A 23,819-nucleotide genomic window follows, 5' to 3' on the forward strand; every position below is an offset into this window, starting at 1 on the left:
GCGTCTTGTAGCTGGAAACCGGCATCGCTAGCTTGTCGATCGACAACCGACCCCCGCGGAGGCTCCTTTGACCAAGCTTGGCAACGTCCTGATCCCCGTGGCCGACATGGGAGAGGCGATCGCCTTCTACTCAGGGACGCTCGGCCTGGCGGTGCGCTTCCGCGACGGCGACCGGTTCGCGGCCCTGGACGGGGGCGGCGCCACGGTCGCGCTGGTGGCGGCGGAGGAGCGGGTGGCCGGGGAGGTCACCGCGCCGTCCTACCGGGTGGACGACGTCGCGCGGGCCGTACGGGAGCTGGCGGACGCGGGCGCGACGGTGGTGCGCGATCCGGAGGCGGGGCCGCACGAGACGAGGGCGGTGCTCCGCGACCCCTCGGGGAACGTCCTTGTCCTCTACGCACCCATCTGACCCGCCTTACCCAGTTTGAAGATCTGTGCACGCTTTACCGTGACGTAACCTAATCTTGAAGTATGTAACCTCTCCCGTCACGGAAGACACTGGCCAATGGTGCCGCCACACGCGCCCCGGTCCCTCTCCGACCGGCCCGCGTGAACGCACCATCGTTCGACCCCATCCCCGACGTCCAGGTCGCGAGGGCGGCGCGACCACACACGCACGGCCGTCGGGGTTCTCGCGAAACTCTCTATGACCCCTGAGATGCACAAGCTCATCGAGCTGCTGGAAAGCCAGCTCGGTTACTCCGAGAAGTCGGACGGCTACACGAAGTTCGGCGGCTGGTACGACGGCACCGTGGAGTCGAAGGACGACTACACCTCCGCACCCTGGTGCGACATGTACCTGTCGTGGGCGGCGCACAAGCTCGGCTACGAGAGCTGGGTGGGGCAGTTCGCCTACACCGTCTACCACGCGCGGTGGTTCAAGGAACAGGACGCCTGGGGCACCACCCCGAAGCCCGGCGCCATCGTCTTCTTCGACTGGGGCGGCTCGAACAAGATCGACCGCATCGACCACGTGGGGATCGTCACCAAGGTCGAGGGCCGGAAGATCCACACGATCGAGGGCAACATCGACGGCGGGGTCGCCAAGCGCAAGGTGCGCGACACCGACAAGGTCGTCGGCTACGGCTACCCCGAGAAGATCAAGGCCCGGCTGGAGAGGGAGGCGGCCGAGAAGAAGACCGTCATCACCTCCTCCGACGTCCGGGCCGACAACTCGGTGGAGGTCTCGCCCGACCCCGGCGTGCTGGCGTTGTTCGCCCTGCCCGACCCCGTGCCGGTCGAGAAGACCGGTCCCAAGAGCACCGCCAAGACCACCGCCAAGGCCGCTCCCAAGCACGCCAAGGGCCCCGGCAAGCACGCCGCCCCCTCCCCGTCCCCCACCCGGGTCGAAACCACCACGACCACGACCGTCAACGGCACCGGTACGGCGGACGCCACCGGCACCACCGGCACGACGGGCGCGACGGCGGGGATCACCGGTACGACGGCCGGAAAGGCCGCCGCGCCGTCCGGGTCGTCGGCCGGAAAGCACGCCAAGCCGGCCACCGCGGACACCAAGGCGCTCGCCGCGGACCCGGTCGCCTCCGGCCGCGACCTGTCGCTGCCCGCCCCCCAGCTCGGCAGTCCGACCGTCCTCGCGCCGGTCCTGCTCACCGCGATGGCGATGATCGCCCACGCCAGGATCAAGCAGTCGCGGACCCGGCTCTCCCTCGCCGGCGCGACCCCCGCGGCCCCGTCGCGGAAGGCGCCCGCCCGCCGGGCCCCCGGCCGCCGCCGCGCCCCGGGCCGCCGCCGGATGACCAAGAACGCGCCCGCCTCGGCCCCGATCGTCTCCCCCGCCCCGGCCGCCGAGCCGCGGACCGCCGGGACGGTCCTCCCCGAGGTCACGGCCGCGTCCCTCCTCGAGATCACGACCGCGTCGCCGGCCGTCTCGACGACCACCGCGGCGGTCCCGCCGGCCGAGCGCGTCGTCACGGCCCCGCCCCTGCACGTCCACCGGGCCGACGAGATCCTGCCGGCCGCCCTCGCCCGTACCGGCTCCCACGGCGCGGAGGGCGAGTCCTTCCCGGCCGCGGCCAGTCTCACGCGCGCCGAGGAGACCGACCTGTCCGCCCTCCTCGCCCGCGTGAGCGAGGCCGCGGAGAGCTGGCTCTCCGGCGCCTCCGGGGGCCGTTCCCCCGACGTCCCCGAGAGCTGGTTCTCCCCCATGCCGGAGAGCCGGTCCGCGGCCGTCTCCGAGAGCTGGTTCTCCCCCGTTCCGGAGAGCCGGTCCGGCGCGGCCTGGGACGCCCCGGGGGCCGGAGACGCCGGAAGGCCGGAGCGGGCTCCGGGCCGGGAGACCTCCCCGGTCCGCCGCCACGACGGCCCCAGGGTTCCCTACCAGGGCAGGCGCCGGCTGCGCGAGCATCCCGCCGAGTCCCCCACCTTCACGCCGGACGCCCCGCCGCGGGGCCGGCGGCACCGCCGCGAGCACCCATTGGAGACGTCCACCTTCGTGCCGGACGCCCCGCTGCGGGGCCGGCGGCACCGGCGTTCCGAGTCCGTGGTCAGCACGACCGTCCGGCTCGGACCCGCCGTCCCGGCCGCCCGCACCCGGCCCGGGGACGTCCCGGCCCGATCCGCGGACGTTCTCGTCCAGGGGGACGTCATGGCCGGCGGTGACGCCCTGATGCCCGGCGGCTACCGGGGACGCCGCCGGGCGAAGGTCCCCGAGCACGTGTGACCGCTCCCGCTCCCGGCCCTCCGAGGGTCCCGGGAGCGGGCGCGCTCACGGGTCTCCGGATGTCCATGAGAACGTCCGGAGCCCCGCCGGGCCTCCGGGGGCGGCGCCTCAGCGCCCGTCGTCCGGGTGCCGGCCGATGTCGCGGCGCAGTCGTTCCAGCTCCGCCTCCAGCCCGGCGATCCGGGTGTCGGCGCCGGGACCGGACCGCGACGGGGCCTGACCGTACGGCGGCTGCGGGGCGACGGCCGGGCCGCTCTCCGGCCCCATCGGGAGAGGGTGCGGCGAGCGCCGCGAGTGGGCGGGCTGCCGCGGCCCGCCGTACGGATCGGCGTTGTACGGGTCGGCGTTGTACGGGTCGTGCCCGCCGTACGGATCGGCGCCGTACGGGTCGTACCGCCCGGACCGGTCGTCATAGGGCACGGGTCCGTGCCCCGCCGGCGGGGGGGCCTGGTGCGCGCCGTACGGGATCTGCGGGAAGGACGCCGGAGCCTTCGGCCGCCGCCCGCGCCTGACCACGGCGGCCAGCGCGCCGAGCGCGACCACGAGCGCCAGGCCGCCGCCGCCCCACAGCAGCCACGGCAGGATCGGGCTGGAGCTCCTGTCCCGGCCCGCGGTGATGGCCTGCTGGGAGTCGGAGATGTAGCGGGCGACGTAGGGGTGGTTCGGGTGCAGCGCCTGGACCTCCCGGAACTTCGGCAGCGCCTCGGAGTAGTGGTCGGCGAAGAACAGCTCCAGCGCCTCGTTGTAGCTCTTCGTCGTCACCGACTCGGCGGGCCTGATGTTCTTCTCGTTCAGCTTCTCCTTGACGACGCCGACCGGCAGCACGAAGCTCTCCCCCTCGGTGGAGCCTCCGTCCTGCTGGATCAGCCCGCCGACCAGGATGCCGATGACCTTGCCGTCCCTGCTGAACACCGGGCCGCCCGAGTTCCCCGGGTAGGAGGGCGCCTGCGTCTGGATGTACGGCACGCCCTCGGGGGTCTGCCTCGCGGCGTTGTAGGGACCCTCGGTGAACGCGGGTTCGAGCTTGGACTCGATGTTGAAGATCGAGGTCTGCGTCACCGTGCCGGGAAACCCGCTGATGTAGAGCGTGTCGCCGACCCGCACGTCGGAGTCGGCACCCAGCGGCACGGTCGGCAGGTTGCTCATGCCGTTGGCCTTGAGGATCGCGACGTCCTTGCCCGGGTAGACCGTCCCCTTGGCGACCAGCTCGATGGGGATCGCCTTGGCGGTCTTGTCCACGCCGCCACCCGGCAGGCTCTGCAGCAGGGACAGCGAGCTCTCGACGTTACGGATCTTGATGTTGTCGGCGTTCCAGACCTGGAAGATCTTGGCGGCGGTCCGGACGATCTCGTCGTCGGAGGCGAACTCGCCGAGGCCGGCCACCAGGTCGGCGGCGTCCTTCTTGTTGATCTTATCGAGTGCCTGGGACGCGAAGGTCCGCGCCAGCTCGGCGTCCTCCTGGCCGACGCAGTGGGCGGCCGTCACCATGTAGCCGTCCGGCGTGACCCACCAGCCCGTGCACAGCCCGCCCGCGGTGGCCTTCACGACCCGCTCCGGCTTCCCCGGTGAGAAGTAGCGGCCCGGGTTCCTGGCCATCTGCTGGACGACCCACCGGTAGATGCTGTTGTCGTCGGAGGAGATCTTGCCGGACTGGACGGCCTCGACCCCCTGCATGGTCAGACTCCTGATCGCCTGCGGCTTCGCCACCGGAGTCGGCACCGCGACGTCGGCGGCGTAGGACACCGAGGTGAGCTGCACGGCCGGATGCGTCCGGGCCGCCAGCCGCGTTCCCACGGGAATCTCCGGATCCTTCGGGGCCGCCAGGGCGGCTCCCGGCGACGCCAGGACGCCGGTCAGGACCAGCCCCGCCAGCCCGGCCGCGACGGTTGTTCGTGCCTGCATTCGCTTGCTCTCCCCAAACTCGCTTTCCGGAACGGGAGCATTCCGGGCACGACTTGGGGAGGACTTGGAACCGGCTGGCAGCCCCGCCGGGGACTCCGGCCGGGGACCGGACCTCCCCGGCCGGAGGACTCAGGGGGCGAGGGCGGTCAGAACACGAAGACCCCGCCGGTCGCCCTGCGCAGCTCGCAGAAGTTGGGGTAGGTCTGCTGGAACCGGACGGGCCGGCCGTTCCAGAAGCCGTACGCGCTCGCCCTGACCGGCTGGTGCAGGCGCGGGCAGAAGACCGGCGACACGGAACCGACGTAGGCCGGGTTGCCCTGCGCCGGGTACAGCTGCGCGCACGCCGCGACCGGGTTGGGGTGCGTGCCGCGCGCCGGCCCGCAGCTCAGCGAGACGGTCCGCGGCTGGCTGAACGGCCCGTAGGCCCTGGCGACCGACAGCGTGAGCTGCCTGACGCCGGGGTAGGGCGGCCTGGGCGGCCCCACGGGCGGATGCGGTACGGGCGGAGGCGGTACGGGCCGGCCGGCCCCGTGCGGCATGGGCCCGGGTGGCGGCGGCTGGAGGCCCTCCGGGGCCGCCGGCCCCTGCCAGGCGGGGTCCGTCTGGGCCTGCGCGGAGCTCGGGCCGTGCCCGTGGCCGTATCCGGGGTCGTATCCGGGGTCGTATCCGGGGTCGCCGGGTCCGGCGGCCGCCTGGGCGGCGGTGGCGACACCGCCGAGCAGGGACAGGCCGGTGACGGTCATACACAAGAGACGTCGCATGGAATCCCCAAAGAAGACGCGTTTCCTGAGACCGGAAAAGGGGTTTTCCAGTCTTTTTGGGGGGATGATGTGCGTCCTGACCAGCGGAAATGATATATCCGCTAAAGCCGAGATGTCGCACGACGACTCGCCGCCGAACGTCATCTACGACTCGTTTTTCCGGCGCTGAGCCGCTTAATCGGCACAGAACCCGTCAACCGCCGCGAAACCGCTTCATCGGAACGGGCACGCGGCACGGCCGTCGGCGCCATTCTCGCCGAAACCGGTGCCACCGCGGGGGCTCATCGGGAAAACCCCCGGGAGGGGCGGCGAAACCGCCCGGCCGTCCCGCCCCGGAGACGACCCTCCCGAGAGCCGCCCGGCGAGCCCGCCCCGGAGACGACCCGCCTGAGAACCGCCCGGCGAGCCCGCCCCGGACACCGGCCGCCGCGCCCGGACGGCGGCCGCCGCGGTCAGCCCAGACCGGCGCGGTCAGCCCAGACCGGCGCGGTCAGCGCAGACCGGCGCCGACGAGCCGGCCGCGCGGCTCCTCCGCCGGGGTCTCCTCCTCCTCGTCGTGCCCCTCCACGGAGAGGTTCGGCAGGATCCGGTCCAGCCACCGCGGGCACCACCAGTTGAGCCTGCCGAGCAGGGCCATGGTCGACGGCACCAGGAGGCCGCGGATGACGGTGGCGTCCACCGCGACGGCGACGGCGAGACCGACACCGAAGATCTTGACCATGGGGTCGGGGTAGGCGATGAAGGCCACGAAGACGGCCACCATGATCAGGGCCGCGGAGGTGATGACCCGGCCGGTCGAGCCCAGCCCCTCGGCCACCGCCCGCCGGTTGTCGCCGTGCCGCAGGTACGCCTGCCGTACGGCGGTGAGCAGGAAGACCTCGTAGTCCATCGACAGGCCGAACAGCACCGCGAACAGCATCAGCGGGATGTAGCTGTCGATCGGCACCGTGAAGAAGACCGCGGTCAGGAAGGAGTCGTCCACACCGACCGGCGGGTCCATGCCGACCAGGGCGCTGCCCAGGCCGAAGGAGAAGACCAGCGACAACGCGCCGAACGCCGCGCCGAGCGAGACCAGGTTCATCACCGCGGCCTTGATCGCCACCACGGGCGACCGGAACGCCAGGAGCAGCAGCACCGCGCTCAGCGCCACCACGACGGCCATGACGATCGGGGTGCGCTCGGCCATCCGCGCGTTCGCGTCGGCCATGCCCGCCACCTGGCCGCCCACGTGCAGCTCGGCCCCGTCGAGGCGGATCGCGCGCACACCCTCGACCACGTCCAGCGCCCGCGGGTCGCCGGGGCCGTAGTCGGGGATCGCCTGGACCAGCACGGCGGTGCCGGCGTCGTTCAGTACGGGGTCGGCGACGTGCGCCACGCCGTCGACCGCGGTCACCTTCCTCTTGAGCTCCTTGAGCACGGCCGGCTCGGACTCCGGGTCCGGAACCTTCACGTCGAGTGAGGCCACCACGATCAGCGGCCCGTTGAACCCCGGCCCGAACCCGGCTTCCAGCAGCTCGTAGGCGCGGCGGGCGTCGGTGCCCTTCTCGGCGTAGCCGTCGTCGAGCGTGCCGAGCTTCATCCCGAGGGCGGGGGCGGTCAGCGCGCCGAGGATCACGACGCTGAGCGCGAGGACCCGCCAGGGGCGGCGGGCGACCCAGGTGCCGAGCGCCGACCAGCCGGAGGCGCCGTGACCGCCCTTCCGGCCGCCCGCGAACGGCAGGCGCAGCGCGTTCACCCGGTGCCCGAGCAGGCCGAGGAGCGCGGGCACCAGGGTGACCGCGGTGACCACCGCGCAGACGACCGAGATGCCGGTGATCCAGCCGAGCGTCTGCAGCATCGGGAACCCGGCGAGCATGAGCGCGCTGAGCGCGATGATCACCGTGCCGCCCGCGAAGACCACCGCGCCGCCGGAGCTCGCCACGACCCGGCGCACCGCCTCGTGGACCGGCACCCCGGAGGCCAGCAGCCCGCGGTGCCGGCTCAGCAGGAAGAGCGCGTAGTCGATGCCGACGCCGAGCCCGATCATCGTCGCCATGATGGAGGCCTGCTTCGGCACGTCCACGAGGTGCCCGAGCAGGCTGATCAGGCCCAGGCCGGTCGCGATGCTGACCAGCGCCGTGAAGATCGGGATCATCGCGGCCACCACCGTGCCGAACGCGAAGAGCAGCACCAGCAGCGCGCAGAGCACGCCGATGATCTCGCTGGTCCCCGTCTTGATCTCCTTGTCGGCCGGGGTGGAGGCGACGGCGGGCACCGCCTCGATCCCGGCCGCCCGCACGGGGGCCGCCGCGTCCGAGACCTGGCGGCTGATCTCGGCCACCTTGTCGGTGTCGTGACCCTGGAGCTTGACGGTGATGAGGCCGATCTGGAGGCTGGAGGCCAGACCGCCGGTCCGGTAGGGGGTCTGCACCTCGGTCACGTTCGGCAGCGCGCGGATCTCGTCCATCGCCCGCTGGACCGCGTTCTTGCGGCTCTGGACGGTGAGGGGCCCGTCCGGCGAGTAGAGCACCATCTGGACCGTGCCGCCCGTGTCGTAGCCGGGGCCGAAGCCCTCGCGCATCAGGTCGTGCGCCCGCTGGGCGTCGGTGCCGGGGATGGCGACGTCGTTGTTCACCGGGCCGGGGAACAACAACGAGCCCGCGGTGAGCAGCACCGCCACGGCGACCCACAGCGCCAGCACGGCCTTGCCGTGCCGCGCGCACCAACTTCCCAGCCGCCCCAGCAAGCCCGACATCGGTGACCGTCCCCTTGAGAACCCTCGAAACCGGCGCGGCCCTCGTACGGCACGCGAAATCCCCAAGAGAGCGTATTGCGAAATATCACGAAATAAGCGACCTTGACAATGAATGAGACGATGAACACACTCGTCCACCGAACCCCGCGCGCATCAATCCCCACCGGATCGCCCCAGGACGCCGCCCACGTCCCACCGGCCCCGCGAATCTCACGGATCTCGCAGGTCACGCCGTCGCGACGCCTCGCCCCCCGCTCCGGCCCGCCCCGCCCTGCTCAGCCCTCGCCCGCCGGGCCCTCCGACGGGTCGGGCTGCTCCGTGGCGGGCGGGTCCGGCGGGGCGGAGGGGTCCGGCCCGTCGGAGGGCTCCCCGGGCCCCGGCCCGGACTGCCCGGCGACACCGACGGTGATCACGACCGTGGCGCCCGGCGCGGCGCACCCGCCCGGCGCCGGGTCCTGCTCCAGCACCTTCCCGTCCCGCCCCGGGTCGTCGACGAGCCGGGGCAGCAGCCGTACGGCGAGGCCCACCCCGCTCAGCGCGTCACGCGCGGCCTCCGCCGTCCGACCCGCCAGCGAGGGCACCGGTGTGCCGCGCCGGGACACGACGAGCGCGACCCGGTCGCCGGAGGAGGCCCGCGAGCCCGCGGCGGGGGTGCTGGCGAGCACCTCTCCCCGCGGCCGCGCCGAGCAGCGCGTGGTGACCTCCCCCCGGACCAGGCCCGCCCGGGTGAGGGCCGCCCCGGCGGCCTCCGTGTCCAGGCCGGCCAGGCGCGGGACGGCCACCCCCGCCGAGATCTCCAGATCGACCCTGCTCCCCCGGGCGACGGTGGCCCGTGCCTCCGGCCGGCTCCCCACGACCTGCCCGATCCGCCGGTCGGAGTCGGTCCGGGTGAGCGTGCCCAGGACCAGCCCGGCCTTCCTGACGAGCCGCGACGCCTCGGCGTGGTCGAGCCCGGCGAGCACCGGAACGGTCACTCCCGGAGCGGCCGGCGGCGGGGTGGAGGCGCTCTCCGCCGGCGGGACGGAGGTCTTCCCCGTTCGGGACCTCGTGGGCGGGATGAGCGGCGCGGTGACGCCGGACGGGATCTCGGCCGGGCGGGCCGTCCGGTCGGGGTGCGCGGTGAGCCGATCCCGTACGCCGGCCTCGGCGGACGGTCCGATCAGCCCGTCGCCCAGGGCCTGGCTCCCGCCTCCGCCCACCGCGGGGATCAGCGTCCCCGCCAGCACCGCCGCGCTGACCAGCAGCGCCCCGGACATCGCGACGGAGGCCCTGGTGACCGCCCTCCGGGAATGGGCGGGCGGCTCGGTCGCCCTGGCGGGGAAGGCGCCGGGTCCCGGCGGGCCGTCGTGGCCCGCCGCGCGCCCGGCGGACGACGGACCCGCCGACTGCCCCGCGAACGGCGAAGGGTCCCCCGCCTGCTCCACGAACGGCGAAGGGTCCGCCGCCTGCCCGGCGAGCGACGGGAAACCCTGCGGAGGGCCCGGTGCCCGGTCCGGCGGCGGCCCGGTACGGCCCGCGGTGTGGCCCGCGGGCGGCGTGACGCCCGGCGCCGGCACTCCGCCGTCCTCGCCGAGGAGCGCGAGCAGCAGCTCCCGGCTCGTGGGGCGGTCGCGGAAGTCCTTGGCCAGGCAGCCCGTGACCAGCCTGCCGAGCCAGCCGTCCAGGCGGCCCAGCTCCGGGGGCGCGGTGAGGACGCGGTGCAGCACCGCCGCGACAGAGTCATGGCCGAACGGGGGCCAGGCGTTGGCCGCGAAGCACAGGGTGGCGCCCCAGGCGAAGACGTCGGCCGCCGGGCCCACCTCGGCCCCCTCCACCTGCTCGGGCGCCATGTAGGCGGGGGTGCCCGCGCCGCCGGCCACCGGGGCGGCGCCGGTGTCCAGCGCCCTGGCCAGGCCGAAGTCGATCACCCTGGGGCCGTCCGGGCCGAGCAGCACGTTCTGCGGCTTGAAGTCGCGGTGCACGATCCCGGCCCGGTGGATGGCGGCCAGCGCGGTGGCCGTGCCGATCGCCAGGCGTTCCAGGGCGCCACCCGAACGGGGGCCGCCGAGCTCGACCTCCCGCTGGAGCGAGGGGCCGTCGACGAACTCGCTGACGATGTAGGGGCGGTCGCCCGCCAGTCCGGCGTCGACCACCTGGGCGATGCAGAACCGGGCGACCTGCTTGGCCAGCTCGGCCTCGCGCAGGAAGGCGTGCCGGTCCTCCCCGAGCGACCGGTACAGCAGCTTGACGGCGTAGCGCTCGTCCCCGCCCGCGGGATGCGCGGCGAGGTAGACCGTTCCCTGGCCGCCCTCCCCCAGGCGGCCGATGATCTCGTACTCCCCGAGTCTCCCGGGGTCCGCTGACGTGAGCGGCTCCGTAGTCGGCACGTGAGCCTCCCTCCCCCCGCCGTCGCCCCCTCCCTCCACTCAAGAAGAGGTGTCCCCGGCAGTCAACGGTGACCAGGCCACCGGCGACCGGACCGTGACACTCATGTGATGCTCAGGTCAGTGCCTTTCCGCCCGAAACCGGCCCCGCCCACGACCGGACCCGTCCAAGACCGGCCCCGACCACGACCGGACCCGCCCGGAACCGGCCCCGCCCGGAACCGGTGCCCGCCGCCCGTCCCCGGGCGACCCGGTAGCCTGGCGAGGTGCTGGAACAGATCACGGCGACCCGTTATGTGACGCCCCTGCGGGAGGGCGGGTCGCTGCCCGGGGTGGTCGAGGCCGACGACCTCGGCACCTACGTCGTGAAGTTCCGCGGTGCCGGGCAGGGCCGCCGGGTGCTCGTGGCCGAGGTGATCGGCGCCGAGCTGGCCAGGCGGCTCGGCTTCCGCACCCCCGAGCTGAAGATGATCGAAATCGACCCCCAGCTCGGCGCCCGCGAACCCGACGAGGAGATCCAGGACCTGCTCAAGGCCAGCGAGGGCGCCAACCTCGCGGTCGACTTCCTGCCCGGGGCGCTGGGCTTCGAGCCCCTGACCTGGCCGCCCGACCCGGAGTTCGCCTCCCGGCTGATCTGGTTCGACGCACTGATCCACAACGTCGACCGGAGCTGGCGCAACCCCAACCTGCTGCTGTGGCACGGCGACGTCTGGCTGATCGACCACGGCGCGGCCCTGTGGTTCCACCACAACTGGCCCACCGCCGACCCCCGGCGCGGCTTCCGCGCCGACGACCACGTGCTGGCCCCCTTCGCCACCGAGACGGCGCGGGCGGACGCCGAGCTCGCCCCGCTGATCACCCGGGACCTCCTCGACGCGGTGGTGGACGAGGTCCCCGACGAGTGGCTGGAGGACGAGCCGGGCTTCGACGGCGCGCAGGCCGTACGGCAGGCGTACGTCGACCACCTGCTGGCCCGCGTCCAGGAGCCGCGGACGTGGGTGCCCGAGCCGCCCGCCGAGCCGGGACAGGCTCCGCGGCGGGAGGAGAAGACCGGCTCGGTGGGCGGGTTCTGGAGGGACAACCGGTGAAGGACGTCTACGAGTACGCCGTGATCCGGGTGATCCCCCGCGTCGAGCGCGGCGAGCTGATCAACGCCGGGGTGCTGCTCTACTGCCAGCCGCGCGGCTACCTGTGCGCGCGGGTGGAGCTGGACGAGGCGCGGCTGCGCGCCCTGGACCCCCGGGCGGACGTCGAGGGGGTACGGCAGGCCCTGGGCGTCTACCAGCGGTCCTGCACCGCCGACGCGGGGCCGCTGGCCGCCGAGCCGCTGGGCGGCAGGTTCCGCTGGCTGACCGCCCCGCGCAGCACGATCGTGCAGACCGGCCCGGTCCACGCCGGCCTCACCGCCGACCCCGACGCGGAGCTGGAGCGCCTGCTGACCTGCCTGGTACGCGGCGTCTGACCCGGTACGGCGGGCCTTTCCGGCTCGTCACGGCCCGGTGGACCCGCCGGGCTGACGCCCCCACGGTCCGGCCTCCACGCCTGAGGCGGCCAGGCGGCCGGACCGGTCAGAACAGCACCGACATGAAGGTGCCGACCTCCTCGAACCCGGCCCTGCGGTAGACGGCCCTGGCGGGGGCGTTGTAGTCGTTGACGTACAGCGAGACCACGGGCGCGAAGCAGTCGAGCGCGTGCTTGACCACGGCGGCCATCCCGGCCACCGCGTGCCCCCTGCCCCGCAGGCCGGGGTGGACCCACACGCCCTGCACCTGGCAGGCCAGCGGCGTCACCGCGCCGATCTCGGCCTTGAAGACGACCCGGCCGTCCTCGATCCGCGCGTAGGACCGGCCGATGCGGATCAGCTCGGCGACCCGGGAGCGGTACAGCGCCCCGCCGTCCCCGAGCTCCGGGGAGACGCCCACCTCCTCGGTGAACATCGCCACGCAGGCCGGCAGAAGGATGTCGAACTCGTCCGGCCGGACCCGCCTGACCAGCGGGTCGATCGGCACCGGCGACGGACGGGTGGCCGCCATCACCGGCTGCGCCCAGCGGACGGCCCGCGCCGGACCCCAGTGGGGCTCCAGCCGCTCCCACAGCGGCCCGACGGCCTCGACCGGGCCGACGATCGACGAGCATCGGCGGCCCTGCCTGCGGGCGCGGTCGGCGAAGGCGTGCACGGCATCGTGGCCGGCGTTGACCGGCACCAGGTTGGCGCCGGCGTAGCAGAGGGCGGTCAGGCCGCCGCGCGGTCCGAAGCCCCACATCTGCCCGCCGAGCCGGGCCGGGCTGAGCCCGACGGCACGGACCCGGGAGGCCACGAAGACGTTGGCCACAGGGTCGGCGTCGAGCAACGCCAGAACCTCGTCACGGTCGTTGTCGTCGAGCACGCGCGACGCCATCGTGCGGAGCATCACGGCCTCAGCCTACGCGACCCCCTCGATTTTGGCAGGAACCAACTCAGAGGCCGTCATCCCCCCATGGCGATCGGCCGGGCCACCGGGCGATCCTCGACGGGCACGGGCTCAGGGTTTCCGGCGCAGCGGACGTCGGCGGCGATTCCGGGACGACGTGCCGCACCGTACGCGGCCCCCGTCCCGATCCCGGCCGTCCCGGTACGGCGGGCGTCACCGGACGCGGCCGGCCGCGCGGACGTCGCCGCCGGGGCGGGCGCGGGCAGGGTGCCGTCCCTGAGGTAGGCGAACAGGCGGCGGTCCACGCACGCGTTCCCGTCGAAGGCGACGCCGTGGTTACCGCTCGTCGCGCTCACCAGCCGGGAGGCGGTGAACAGACGGCGCAGCCGCAGCGCCCCGTCGTACGGCGTGGCGGCGTCCCGTTCGGCCTGGATGAGCATGATCGGCGGCAGCCGCGGGTCGTCCCGCAGCCTGACCGGTGTACCGCCCCGCTGGGGCCAGAACGCGCAGGGAGCGTTGTACCAGGCGTTCGACCAGGTGAGGAAGGGCGCCCGGCTGTGCATCCGCGTCATGTCCCGCCGCCAGGCGCCCCAGTCCCGCGGCCAGGGGGCGTCGCGGCACTGCACCGCGAGGTAGACCGCGTAGCTGTTCTCGGCCGCGACGTCGGTCTCCACGTTGCGGCGGTGGGCGGCGAGCAGCGGCCCGGCGTCCCCCTTGCGGACATAGGCGGAGAACGCCCTGGCGAACTGGGGCCAGACCAGGTCGGAGTAGCCGGCGACGGTGTAGAGGTCGTCGAGCTCGCTCGGGCCGAGCCTGCCCCCCGCCGGGTGGTCGCGCAGCCGGTCGCGCATGGCGTACCAGGCGAAGGAGACGGCCTTCTGGGTCGGGCCGAGCCGGTAGACGTCGTTGTGGCGGGCCGTCCACCGCAGGAAGTCCTGGTGCCGCCGGTCGAAGGTGACGTTCTGCGCGAGGTTGGACTCGTACCAGATCCCCTTGGGGTCCACCACGCTGTCCAGGACCATCCGCCCGACCCGGTCGGGGAAGAGCGTGGCGTAGACCGCGCCGAGATAGGTGCCGTAGGAGTAGCCGAGATAGCTGATCCGCCGCTCGCCGAGCGCCTCCCGGATCGCGTCCATGTCCCGGGCGGAGTTCTCGGTGGTCATGTACGGCAGCAGCCAGTTCCACCGGCTCCCGCACGCCTCGGCATACTGGCGGGCGCGACCGACCAGCACGCCCTCCTCCCGGCGGTCGCGCGGCACGTAGTCGGGGCGGGGGGCGTCGTAGAGCTTCTCGGGGCTCATGCAGCGCAGCGCGGGCCGGCTCCTGCCGACGCCCCGCGGGTCGAAGCCCACCACGTCGAACCGGCCGGACAGACCGGGAGGGAGCTGGGCGGCGACCCGCCGGGCCAGGTCGCGGCCCGAGGCGCCGGGCCCGCCCGGGTTGACCAGCAGCACGCCCAGGTGGTCGCGGCCCGGCGCGGCCGTCCCGCGGATCCGGGTCAGGGCCAGGCTGATCGTCCGGGACGGGTCGCCGTAGTCGAGCGGCACCCGCACCCAGGCGCACTCCTCCTCGTTCGCCGCCCGGCCGGGGACGGCCGGGGGCCCGAAGATCCCGGTGCCGCGCTGCCCGCCGCAGGGTTTCCAGACCGGTTCGTCCCGCCGCTGCGCCACCGCCCCCTGGGGCGCCCCGATCCCGGCGGCCAGCAGCGCGACGCCCGCGACGACCCTGATGACCCTTTTCACATCGTCCCCCTACTTCTACGGCAGAGGTGATGGTCTCCCGGGACGCGACGGGGCCACCGGCGACACGGCCGGTTCTTTACCGGCGGGCGCCCGGCCGATTACCTCCGCGGGAGACGGGGGCGGCCGCTAGCCGACGACGACCTGGGCGCCGGGGCCGTCCTCGTCGTCGAGGTCGACCTCCACGCCCATCTCCTCGGCCAGGCGCAGGGCCTCCTCGATGAGGGTCTCGACGATCTGCGACTCGGGGACGGTCTTGATGACCTCGCCCTTGACGAAGATCTGGCCCTTGCCGTTGCCGGAGGCGACGCCGAGGTCGGCCTCGCGGGCCTCGCCGGGGCCGTTGACGACGCAGCCCATCACCGCGACGCGCAGCGGGACCTTCAGCCCGGCGAGCCCGGCCTGCACCTGCTCGGCCAGGGTGTAGACGTCGACCTGGGCGCGGCCGCAGGACGGGCAGGAGACGATCTCCAGGCCGCGCTCGCGCAGGCCCAGCGACTCCAGGATCGCGGCGCCCACCTTGATCTCCTCGACCGGCGGGGCCGACAGCGACACCCGGATGGTGTCGCCGATGCCCTCGGCCAGCAGCGCGCCGAACGCGACGGCGGACTTGATCGTGCCCTGGAACGCCGGGCCCGCCTCGGTGACGCCGAGGTGCAGGGGGTAGTCGCAGCGGGCGGCGAGCAGGCGGTACGCCTGGACCATCACGACCGGGTCGTTGTGCTTGACCGAGATCTTGATGTCGCGGAAGCCGTGCTCCTCGAACAGCGAGCACTCCCACAGCGCCGACTCCACCAGCGCCTCGGGGGTGGCCTTGCCGTACTTCTCCAGCAGGCGGCGGTCGAGCGAGCCGGCGTTGACGCCGATCCGGATCGGCACGCCGTGGTCGGACGCGGCGCGGGCGATCTCACCGACCTTGTCGTCGAACTTCTTGATGTTCCCGGGGTTGACCCGGACCGCCGCGCAGCCCGCCTCGATCGCGGCGAAGACGTACTTCGGCTGGAAGTGGATGTCGGCGATCACCGGGATCTGCGACTTCTTCGCGATGATCGGCAGCGCTTCGGCGTCGTCCTGGGACGGCACGGCGACGCGGACGATCTGGCAGCCCGCGGCGGTCAGCTCGGCGATCTGCTGCAGCGTGGCGTTGATGTCGGCGGTGACCGTGGTGGTCATCGACTGCACCGAGACCGGCGCGTCCCCGCCGACCGGCACGGAACCGACCATGATCTGGCGGGATTTGCGACGCTCGGCGATCGGCCGGGTCCTCACGGACGGCATACCGAGTGCAACAGAAGTCATTTTTCAGCCCTTGTGAAAGTCGACGGCGTTCACAGTTTAGGCAGCACCGGTGAGCTCCCGGGCACGAACCCGCGCCCAGGTGTCGGCGGCGAGCACCTCCTCGACCGAACCGGCCTCGGTGACGGTGTGCTCGGCGACCACCGCGGCCACGGTGTCGACGATGCCGGGGAACGGCAGCCGGCCGGCCAGGAACGCCTCCACGCAGACCTCGTTCGCGGCGTTGTAGACGGCCGGGGCGGTGCCGCCGGCCTCACCGACGTGCCGGGCCAGCGCGACGGCGGGGAACGCCTCGTCGTCGAGCGGCTCGAAGGTCCAGGTGTGGGCGCGGGTCCAGTCGACCGGGGAGGCGGCGCCGGCGACCCGGCCGGGCCAGCCCAGGGCGAGGGAGATCGGCAGCCGCATGTCGGGCGGGCTGGCCTGGGCGACGACCGAGCCGTCGGTGAACTCGACCATGGAGTGGATCATCGACTGCGGGTGGACCACGACGGTGATGCGGTCGAAGCCGATGTCGAACAGCAGGTGCGCCTCGATGACCTCCAGGCCCTTGTTGACCAGCGTGGCGGAGTTCACCGTGATCACCGGCCCCATCGACCAGGTCGGGTGGGCCAGCGCCTGCTCCGGGGTGACCCCGGTGAGCTCGGCGCGCGGCCTGCCGCGGAAGGGGCCGCCGCTCGCGGTGACGATCAGCCGGCGTACGGCCGAGGGGTCGTGCCCGGTGGGGCTCGCCGCCCACAGGCACTGGGCGAGCGCGCTGTGCTCGGAGTCGACCGGGATCAGCTGTCCCGGCCCGGCCAGGCGCTTGACCAGCGGGCCGCCGACGATCAGGGACTCCTTGTTGGCGAGGGCCAGCGTGCGGCCCGCCTTCAGCGCCGCCAGCGTCGAGGTCAGCCCCAGCGCGCCGGTGATGCCGTTGAGCACCATGTCGGACGGCCAGGCCGCGGCCTCGGCGACGCCCTCGGGCCCGGCGAGGACCTTCGCGGTCACGCCGAGCGCGGACAGGGCCTCGCGCAGCGCGGGGACGGCCGCGGGGTCGGCGACGGCCACCGCCTCGGGCCGGAACTCGGCCGCCTGGCGGGCCAGCAGGTCGACGCGGGCGCCCCCGGCGGCGAGCGCGGCGACCCGGAACCCGCCCGGGTTGCGGGCGATGACGTCGAGGGACTGGGTTCCGATGGAGCCGGTCGAGCCGAGCAGGACGACGGAGCGTGTCATGTCTGGGTCCACGGCCCCATTCTCGCGGCTCCCGCCCACCGGTCGCGCCCGCGCCGGCGGCCGGTTCCGCGGAACGTGGGAGACGGGCGATAAAAAGCGAGATTTAAGTCCGAATTTAAATATAGCAATACTCGTAAATCTTGAGAAATGCAGACATGTGGCGCACTAGCTTCCCGACCCATCGTTCAGGTTTTTCGGAGGTAGAGAAATGCGCCGTACGGCACGTCTGGTCCCCACCCTCACGCTCGCCGCGGGCAGCGTCCTGCTGCCCGCGGCGTTCGCCCACGGCGCATCGGCGGCAGCCGCACCCGGTGCGTCGGCGGCCGCGCACGGCCCGGCGGCGGCGGCGGACGCGCACGGCGCCGCCGCGGCGCGGGCCGCCTCGCGACCCGCCGCGCACGCCGCCGCGGCGAAGACCACCCTGGAGCCGGTCGAGAAGGAGGCCGCCGACACCCGGAGCGAGCAGCTCGCCGTCCGCCGCTACTGGACCGAGGCGAAGATGGAGTCCGCCAAGCCGCTCGACGCGCTCGCGCCCAGAAAGGAGGGCGTCCGGCTCACCGCGTCCGCGACCGCCGCGCAGGCCGCGGCCGACCCGGTCGAGATCCCGGCCACCCGCCCGGGGGGCGAGACCGCGACGCCCGCCGCCGCTGCGGCGGCGCGCACGTCCAGCGGAGCCGCGTGGACCCGCGGCGGGGCGGTGACCAGGTCCGCCGGGCGGGTGTTCTTCACCTACCAGGGCCGCAACGCCTCCTGCTCGGCCACCGCCGTCACCGGCGGCAACGAGAGCACGGTGATCACCGCCGGGCACTGCGTGCGGATGGGCGGCGCCTTCCACACCAACTGGGTGTTCGTCCCCGGCTACGCGAACGGCCGGCGCCCGTACGGCACCTGGGTGGCGACCGCCCTCTACACCACCCCGCAGTGGAACAACGGCGAGGACGTCAACTACGACGTGGCCGCCGCCGTGGTGGCCCCGCTGGACGGCAGGTCGCTGACCGACGTCGTCGGCGGGCAGGGCGTCTCCTTCAACCAGCCCCGCAGGCAGCGGATGCACGCCTTCGGCTACCCCGCCGCCGCTCCCTACGACGGTTCCAAGCTGGTCTACTGCGCCGGCCAGACGTTCGACGACTTCATGATGTCCCGCGACATCGGCCTGAACTGCACCATGAACGGCGGGTCGAGCGGCGGCCCCTGGTTCACCGGCTTCGACGAGAGCACCGGGCTGGGCACGGTGAACTCCGTCAACAGCTTCAAGTACGGCTTCGCCGGCGGATGGATGTTCGGCCCGTACTTCGGCGCCGAGGCCCGCGACGTCTACGAGGCCGCCCAGGGAGCGACCGCGCCCTGAGGGCCGGCCCCGGGCCTCCCCTCATCGGGCCGGATCGCGGGGCCGTCCGGCCGCCGGGAGCGGCGCGCCACCATGCCGCATTGACCGAAAGTAGTCACAACGACACACCACGTAGTGCAAAATCGGGTCTCATGACCTCAAGCCTCCCCCTGCTTGCGGGTGCCGCGCTCGTCGCCGGGCTCGTCGGCGGCCCCGCGGCCCGTCCCGTGACCGACGCGGCGCCCCCCGGAACCGGCCGGGCGGACCCGGCCGCCGCCGCCCACCGGACCCACCCCGCGGACGCGACCGGCGCGAACGGCGCGAACGGTGTGCCCGGCGCGGCCGGTCCGGTCGCCCCGGTCGCGGCCGACGTCGCCGACGTGGTGGAGCACGCGGCCGCGGACGACTCGCCCGGCCATCGGCGGGTGCTCGACTACTGGACCCCGCAACGGATGGCGGCGGCCGTCCCGATCGGCGTGCTCGGGAAGGTGACGGGGCTGCTGGGCGGCCGGCGCGCCGCCGCCGGCGACGACCGCCCGGCCGCTCCCGCCGTGAAGGGCCTTCCCGCCGCTCTGGCCGCCGGGGGCGACCGCCGGGCCGTTTCCGCGCACGGGCGCCCGGCCGCCGCGACCGAGCGGCTGGCCGCGCCCGCGGCCGGAAACCGGCGGGCCGCCCCGGTCACCGGGGCCCGCTGGGTCACCGGCGGCTCGGTCGCCCAGACCACCGGGCGGGTCTTCCTCACCGTCGGCGGCGTCGACTACGTGTGCTCGGCCGGCTCCGTCCGGAGCGCCAACCGCGACCTGGTGGTGACCGCCGGGCACTGCGTCAAGGACGGCGCCGGCGCCTGGGCGGACAACTGGGTCTTCGTGCCCGGTTACGACCGGGGGCGGCAGCCGTACGGGCAGTTCACCGCCCGCCGCATGTTCGTCGCCGGTCCCTGGGCGCGCGGCGCCGACGACAGCTACGACGTGGGCATGGTGGCGCTGAACACCAGGAACGGCAGGCACCTCGGCGACGTGGTGGGGGCCCAGGAGATCGCCTTCGGCACCCCCCGGGGCCGCCCGGCCCACGGCTTCGGCTTCCCCGCCGACGCCCCCTACGACGGCGAGCGGCTGGTCTACTGCGCCGGACCCGTGCACGACGACCCGCACGAGCAGACCGCCGACCAGGGCATGCGCTGCGACATGACCGCCGGCTCCAGCGGCGGCCCCTGGCTGACCGGCTTCGACGCCGTCACCGGCCGCGGCACGATCACCTCGGTGAGCAGCTTCAAGTACAGCGACGACCACGGCACGATGTACGGCCCCTACTTCGGGAGCACCATCAGGGACCTGCACACCGTCGCCGAACGGTCCTGACGACGGGGCGGCCGCAAAGCGCGCGGCCCGCGGCCCCGGGGCGGGGTCGCGGGCCGCGCGGTGAGACGGCTCGGAGAGCGGGGACGGGTCGGACCGGCCCGGCGGCCTCCGTCAGAGAGAGGACAGACCGGTGAGGACCATGACCTTCTCGTAGGTGAGGTCCTCCATGGCCGAGCGGACGCCCTCGCGGCCGACGCCGGAGTCCTTGACGCCGCCGTAGGGCATCTGGTCGGCGCGGTAGGACGGGACGTCGCCGATGATCACGCCGCCGACCTCCAGCTCCCTGTTGGCGCGGAAGGCGATGTCGAGGTTGCGGGTGAACACCCCGGCCTGCAGGCCGTACCTGGAGTCGTTGACCGCGGCGAACGCCTCGTCGACGCCGGAGACGGTCTGGACGGTCATTACCGGGCCGAAGACCTCCTCGCAGCCGAGCTTGGTGTCGCGCGGCACGTCGGCGAGGACGGTCGGGGCGACGGTGGCGCCGTCGCGGGTGCCGCCGGTCAGCAGCCGGGCGCCGGCCGCGACGGCCTCCTTGACCCAGCTCTCGACGCGCTCGGCGGCCTCGACGGAGACGAGCGGCCCGACCTGGGTCTTCTCGTCGGCGGGGTCGCCGGTGACCAGGGCCTCCACGGCCGGGATCAGCTTGGCGAGGAACGCCTCGCTCACCCGCTCCTCGACGATGACCCGCTGGACCGAGATGCAGCTCTGCCCGGCCTGGTAGTTGGAGAACAGCGCCGTCCGGGAGGCGGCCCAGTCGAGGTCGGCGTCGGCGAGCACGACGGCCGCGGCGTTGCCGCCCAGCTCCAGCGTGACGTGCTTGCGCGGCACCTGGTCCATGATGGCGTAGCCGACCGGCCCGGACCCGGTGAAGGAGACGACCGGCAGGCGCGGGTCCTCGACGAGGGCGGAGGCGCGGTCGTTCGGGACGGGCAGGACGGAGAACATGCCCGCGGGCAGGTCGGTCTCGGCCAGGATCTCCCCCAGCACCAGGGACGACAGCGGCGTCGCCGGGGCGGGCTTGACGATGATCGGGGCGCCGACCGCGATGGCCGGGGCGACCTTGTGGGCCACCAGGTTCAGCGGGAAGTTGAACGGAGTGATCGCCAGGACCGGGCCGTGCGGGACGCGGGAGACGTAGGCGAGGCGGCCCGCGGAGGCGGCCTCGGTGTCCAGGCGCACGGTCTCGCCGTTGAGGCGGCGGGCCTCCTCGGCGGCGAACTGGAAGGTGGAGATGGCGCGGCCGACCTCGCCGCGGGCCCAGAAGATGGGCTTGCCGTTCTCCTCCATGATGAGCCGGGCGATCTCCTCGGCCCGCTCGGTCAGGCGGCGCACGACGTGGGTGAGGGCCGCGGCCCGCACGTGGAGGGGCAGCGCGGCGGCCTGCTTGCGCACGGCGTCGGCCGCGGCGACGGCCTCCTCGACCTGCTCGGGGGTCGGCACGGAGCAGACGCCGACGACACGGCCGTCATGGGAGTTGGTCACGGTGAGCTCGGCGTCCCCCGTGGCGGGGCGGCCGGCGAGCCAGAAGGGGCGCACGTCCATGGATCAGACGCTATGTCACGGTCTCTGGGACGGTGTTACTCCACCATGCACAAGACCCTTGCGCCGTCGCGCCGTTACGCATAAAAATATCTCGCTCTCTGCCTGTAACGGAAACAGGGCCAATTATGGATATTTCTGAGATGGCACCTGTTCCACGGAGCGCGGCCCCGATCACGTCACCGATCGCCACCACCCGAGAGCGGAAGGGCATGGTCGCATGACCTCTACGGCGCCACGCGGCCTTCAGGGCGCCTACCTGATCGGCGAGCGCGCCGGCCAGGACGAACTGCGCGGCAGGCTGCTCGACGTGGCCAGCCAGCTTCTGATCACAGTCGGCCCGGAGAGCCTGTCGATGCGCCGTATCGCCGCCGAGGCCGGGTGCTCGACGACCGTCATCTACACCATGTTCGGCAGCAAGGAGGGCCTGGCCGAGGCCCTGTACCTGGAGGGCTTCGAGCGGTTCCGGCGACGGCTGGAGGCGGTGCCGCCGCACCGCAACGCGCTGGAGCACCTGACCGCGCTCGGCCCCGCCTACCGGGAGGCCGCGCTCGCCGAGCCCGGGTACTACGCGCTGATGTTCGAGCGGGCCATTCCCGGCTTCGCGCCGAGCGAGCGGGCCAGGACCCTCGCCAGGGCGGCGCTGAACGTCCTGGACCGGGTGATCGCCGACTGCATCTCGGCGGGCTACCTCATCCCGACCCAGCCCAGGAAGATCGCCGACGCCCTGTGGGCGGCGGCCCAGGGCGCGATCGGCCTGGAACGCGCCGGGCACCTGCGCGACGGCCACACCTACCAGACCGTCACCTACGCCACCATCTCCCGCTACCTCGCCGACCGGCCCTGACCTCCCGGCCGCCCTGACCGTCCCCGACCTCCCGACCGGCCCCGGCCTACCGGCCGCCCGAACGGCCCTGACCCGATCCGCCCGGGGTCGCCCGGCCTGTCGTGACCGTCCCGCGTCCCGGCCGGCGGGTCCGCGGCGGTCAGTCCGCGACGGTCAGCGCGACCCACAGCTCGGCGCGGGCCGCCGGGTCGTCGAGGTCACGGCCGAGGAGCTCGGCGACCCGGCGCATGCGGTAGCGCAGGGTGTGCCGGTGCACGCCGAGCCGCTGCGCCGCCGCGTCCCAGTGACCGTTGCAGGCGAGGTAGGCGCGCAGCGACTCCAGCAGGTCGGCGCGCGAGCCGTACTCGCGCAGGGGGGCGAGCAGCGCCGTGGCGAACGCCGCGCTCGCCTCCGGGTCGAGCAGGGCGAGCAGGCCCTGGCCGGCGAGGTCGGCGAAGCGCATGACCCCGGCCGAGCCGCGCCGGGCGGCGGCGAGCGCCTGGTCGGCCTGGTCGAGCCCGGCGCGCAGGTCGTCGAGGGTGACCGGGGCGCCGATCCCGACCGGGCCGTGCTCGGCCAGCGCCGCGGCGACCTCCTCCACGCGGTCCCCGGCCACGACGACCACCGTCCGGCCGTCGAGGGGGGCGGCGAACTCGGACCCGGCGGCCTCCAGCGCCGCCTCGGTGTCGCCGGCTACGCAGAGCACGCTCAGCGGCCCGTCCGGCAGCCCGTCGCCCAGCCGTTCCAGTGCCTCGACCCCGGCCCGCGCCTGCCCGGCGAGCAGCAGCCCGAGCACCGCCGAGCGGACCCGCCGCTCGGCGGCCAGGTGCTCCCGGCCGTGCTCGACGGCGAGGGTCAGCAGCGAGCCGGCGGCGTTGACCACGGTGTGCGCGACCGGGGTGAACGGCCGCTCCAGGCCGACGGCGAAGAAGCCCCTGACCCGGCGGGCGCCGAGCGGCTGCACGACGACGTACTCCCCCGGCGTGGACAGCGACAGGCTCGCGGGCGCGCCGCCCCCGGGGGTCTTGCGGAGGCGTTCCAGCTCGGGGCGGAGGGCTGCGACCCGGGAGGCGCCCCGGCCTGTGGCGTGCCGTACGGCTCCGGACTCGTCGAGCAGGACGGCCCAGCCGCCGAGCTCGCGGGCCAGGCGGTCGATGACCGCGCGCGGCCCCTCGGGGCGCAGCGCGGCGCGGGTGAGGCGTCCCTGCGCGGCGAAGGCGCGGCTGATCTCGTCGTACTGCTCGGCCGCGATCAGGTCGCTGACCAGCTTGCTGATGGCGACGAAGGGCGTGTCGCGGGGCACCTCGACGAGCGGCAGCCCGGCCCGCGCCGCCGCGGCCACCAGTTCGGCGGGGACCGTCTCGTGCCCCAGGCCGACGCCGAGCCCGAGGCCGGTGACGCCCTTGCCGACCAGCCGGGCGACGTACGACGCGGCGTTGTCCGCGTCCAGGCGCATGCCGGTGGTCAGCACCAGCTCGCCGCCCTCCAGGAAGGGCGTCGGGTCCTCCAGTTCGCTGACCGCGACCCAGCTCACCGGACGGTCGAGGCCGTCGTGGCCGGCGAGCACGCCGAGCCGGAGCGGCAGGCGCCGCACGACTGTGCGGAGCGTCGGCGCCACGGTCTACCTCCGGTTTGTACGTTACGTCCAGCACGCTCTTCGCAATTTTG

Annotated in this window: 17 protein-coding genes; 7 read left to right on the forward strand and 10 right to left on the reverse strand. The window is 73.9% G+C overall.

All coding sequences use genetic code 11. The annotated features are described in order from the left end of the window. Positions 1 to 67 precede the first annotated feature (67 nt). Together HDA43_RS07425 and HDA43_RS34815 are read left to right on the forward strand one after the other, a co-directional pair. Positions 68 to 409, forward strand: a complete 342-nt coding sequence (locus HDA43_RS07425) for a VOC family protein (protein WP_179819007.1) — start codon at positions 68 to 70, stop codon at positions 407 to 409. Positions 410 to 658: 249 nt separating this feature from the next. Further along, positions 659 to 2,683 carry a CHAP domain-containing protein gene (locus HDA43_RS34815; protein WP_246423923.1) on the forward strand — a complete coding sequence of 675 codons (2,025 nt, stop codon included), beginning with the start codon at positions 659 to 661 and terminating at the stop codon, positions 2,681 to 2,683. A gap of 108 nt (positions 2,684 to 2,791) precedes the next feature. Here HDA43_RS34815 and HDA43_RS07435 read toward each other — a convergent pair whose 3' ends face one another. From HDA43_RS07435 to HDA43_RS36335, 4 genes are all read right to left on the reverse strand, one after another. Further along, positions 2,792 to 4,585 (reverse strand): S1C family serine protease, encoded by a 1,794-nt coding sequence (locus HDA43_RS07435; RefSeq protein WP_179819009.1) that lies wholly within the window; start codon positions 4,583 to 4,585, stop codon positions 2,792 to 2,794. Positions 4,586 to 4,731: 146 nt separating this feature from the next. Further along, complete coding sequence (locus HDA43_RS07440) at positions 4,732 to 5,346, reverse strand: SSI family serine proteinase inhibitor (RefSeq protein ID WP_179819011.1); 615 nt, start codon at positions 5,344 to 5,346, stop codon at positions 4,732 to 4,734. A gap of 490 nt (positions 5,347 to 5,836) precedes the next feature. Continuing rightward, complete coding sequence (locus HDA43_RS07445; protein ID WP_179819012.1) at positions 5,837 to 8,080, reverse strand: MMPL family transporter; 2,244 nt, start codon at positions 8,078 to 8,080, stop codon at positions 5,837 to 5,839. 275 nt (positions 8,081 to 8,355) lie between these two features. Then, complete coding sequence (locus tag HDA43_RS36335) at positions 8,356 to 10,446, reverse strand: serine/threonine-protein kinase (RefSeq protein ID WP_179819014.1); 2,091 nt, start codon at positions 10,444 to 10,446, stop codon at positions 8,356 to 8,358. A 263-nt stretch (positions 10,447 to 10,709) separates the two neighbouring features. On the opposite strand from HDA43_RS36335, the gene HDA43_RS07455 reads away from it, so the two are divergent. Both HDA43_RS07455 and HDA43_RS07460 read left to right on the forward strand, forming a co-directional pair. After that, a complete protein-coding gene (locus HDA43_RS07455) occupies positions 10,710 to 11,531 on the forward strand; it encodes a HipA family kinase (RefSeq protein WP_179819016.1) in 822 nt (273 codons plus the stop codon). Next, positions 11,528 to 11,905 (forward strand): DUF3037 domain-containing protein, encoded by a 378-nt coding sequence (locus HDA43_RS07460; protein ID WP_229810903.1) that lies wholly within the window; start codon positions 11,528 to 11,530, stop codon positions 11,903 to 11,905. The genes HDA43_RS07455 and HDA43_RS07460 overlap by 4 nt, the downstream gene beginning before the upstream one ends. Before the next feature lie 106 nt (positions 11,906 to 12,011). Here the strand turns inward: HDA43_RS07460 and HDA43_RS07465 are convergent, their stop codons facing one another. The 4 genes from HDA43_RS07465 to dxr all read right to left on the reverse strand — a co-directional run bounded on the left by HDA43_RS07465 (position 12,012) and on the right by dxr (position 17,101). Next, the gene (locus HDA43_RS07465) at positions 12,012 to 12,854 is read right to left on the reverse strand and encodes a GNAT family N-acetyltransferase (protein ID WP_179822919.1); all 843 of its coding nucleotides are present in this window, start codon (positions 12,852 to 12,854) and stop codon (positions 12,012 to 12,014) included. Between the two features lie 56 nt (positions 12,855 to 12,910). Next, a complete protein-coding gene (locus tag HDA43_RS07470; protein ID WP_179819017.1) occupies positions 12,911 to 14,596 on the reverse strand; it encodes an alpha/beta hydrolase in 1,686 nt (561 codons plus the stop codon). Positions 14,597 to 14,722: 126 nt separating this feature from the next. Then, positions 14,723 to 15,892: a flavodoxin-dependent (E)-4-hydroxy-3-methylbut-2-enyl-diphosphate synthase gene (gene ispG, locus HDA43_RS07475; protein WP_179819018.1), complete on the reverse strand. Its 1,170-nt coding sequence runs from the start codon at positions 15,890 to 15,892 to the stop codon at positions 14,723 to 14,725. A gap of 36 nt (positions 15,893 to 15,928) precedes the next feature. Then, entirely contained in the window at positions 15,929 to 17,101 is a 1,173-nt protein-coding gene (gene dxr, locus HDA43_RS07480) for a 1-deoxy-D-xylulose-5-phosphate reductoisomerase (protein ID WP_179819019.1), read from the reverse strand. Between the two features lie 208 nt (positions 17,102 to 17,309). On the opposite strand from dxr, the gene HDA43_RS07485 reads away from it, so the two are divergent. After that, on the forward strand, positions 17,310 to 18,449 hold the full coding sequence (locus HDA43_RS07485; protein WP_179819020.1) for a trypsin-like serine peptidase: 1,140 nt from the start codon (positions 17,310 to 17,312) through the stop codon (positions 18,447 to 18,449). A 131-nt stretch (positions 18,450 to 18,580) separates the two neighbouring features. Further along, positions 18,581 to 19,786: a trypsin-like serine peptidase gene (locus tag HDA43_RS34820; RefSeq protein ID WP_246424450.1), complete on the forward strand. Its 1,206-nt coding sequence runs from the start codon at positions 18,581 to 18,583 to the stop codon at positions 19,784 to 19,786. 111 nt (positions 19,787 to 19,897) lie between these two features. Here HDA43_RS34820 and HDA43_RS07495 read toward each other — a convergent pair whose 3' ends face one another. After that, a complete protein-coding gene (locus HDA43_RS07495) occupies positions 19,898 to 21,328 on the reverse strand; it encodes an aldehyde dehydrogenase family protein (RefSeq protein WP_179819021.1) in 1,431 nt (476 codons plus the stop codon). Positions 21,329 to 21,545: 217 nt separating this feature from the next. On the opposite strand from HDA43_RS07495, the gene HDA43_RS07500 reads away from it, so the two are divergent. Further along, complete coding sequence (locus tag HDA43_RS07500) at positions 21,546 to 22,172, forward strand: TetR/AcrR family transcriptional regulator (protein ID WP_179819022.1); 627 nt, start codon at positions 21,546 to 21,548, stop codon at positions 22,170 to 22,172. Between the two features lie 139 nt (positions 22,173 to 22,311). Here HDA43_RS07500 and HDA43_RS07505 read toward each other — a convergent pair whose 3' ends face one another. Continuing rightward, the gene (locus tag HDA43_RS07505; RefSeq protein WP_179819023.1) at positions 22,312 to 23,769 is read right to left on the reverse strand and encodes a PucR family transcriptional regulator; all 1,458 of its coding nucleotides are present in this window, start codon (positions 23,767 to 23,769) and stop codon (positions 22,312 to 22,314) included. Between the last annotated feature and the right edge of the window lie 50 nt (positions 23,770 to 23,819).

The sequence above is a fragment of the Streptosporangium sandarakinum genome (genome assembly GCF_013409935.1).
Classification (GTDB): domain Bacteria; phylum Actinomycetota; class Actinomycetes; order Streptosporangiales; family Streptosporangiaceae; genus Streptosporangium; species Streptosporangium nondiastaticum.

Bases quoted from the DNA above. Each gene is read 5' to 3' on its own strand.
- HDA43_RS34815 (WP_246423923.1), top strand. From the start codon at position 659: ATGCACAAGCTCATCGAGCTGCTGGAAAGCCAGCTCGGTTACTCCGAG.
- HDA43_RS07465 (WP_179822919.1), bottom strand. From the start codon at position 12,854: ATGCTCCGCACGATGGCGTCGCGCGTGCTCGACGACAACGACCGTGAC.
- ispG (WP_179819018.1), bottom strand. From the start codon at position 15,892: ATGACTTCTGTTGCACTCGGTATGCCGTCCGTGAGGACCCGGCCGATC.
- HDA43_RS07500 (WP_179819022.1), top strand. From the start codon at position 21,546: ATGACCTCTACGGCGCCACGCGGCCTTCAGGGCGCCTACCTGATCGGC.
- HDA43_RS07440 (WP_179819011.1), bottom strand. From the start codon at position 5,346: ATGCGACGTCTCTTGTGTATGACCGTCACCGGCCTGTCCCTGCTCGGC.
- HDA43_RS07495 (WP_179819021.1), bottom strand. From the start codon at position 21,328: ATGGACGTGCGCCCCTTCTGGCTCGCCGGCCGCCCCGCCACGGGGGAC.
- HDA43_RS07445 (WP_179819012.1), bottom strand. From the start codon at position 8,080: ATGTCGGGCTTGCTGGGGCGGCTGGGAAGTTGGTGCGCGCGGCACGGC.
- HDA43_RS07435 (WP_179819009.1), bottom strand. From the start codon at position 4,585: ATGCAGGCACGAACAACCGTCGCGGCCGGGCTGGCGGGGCTGGTCCTG.
- HDA43_RS07485 (WP_179819020.1), top strand. From the start codon at position 17,310: ATGCGCCGTACGGCACGTCTGGTCCCCACCCTCACGCTCGCCGCGGGC.
- HDA43_RS34820 (WP_246424450.1), top strand. From the start codon at position 18,581: ATGACCTCAAGCCTCCCCCTGCTTGCGGGTGCCGCGCTCGTCGCCGGG.
- dxr (WP_179819019.1), bottom strand. From the start codon at position 17,101: ATGACACGCTCCGTCGTCCTGCTCGGCTCGACCGGCTCCATCGGAACC.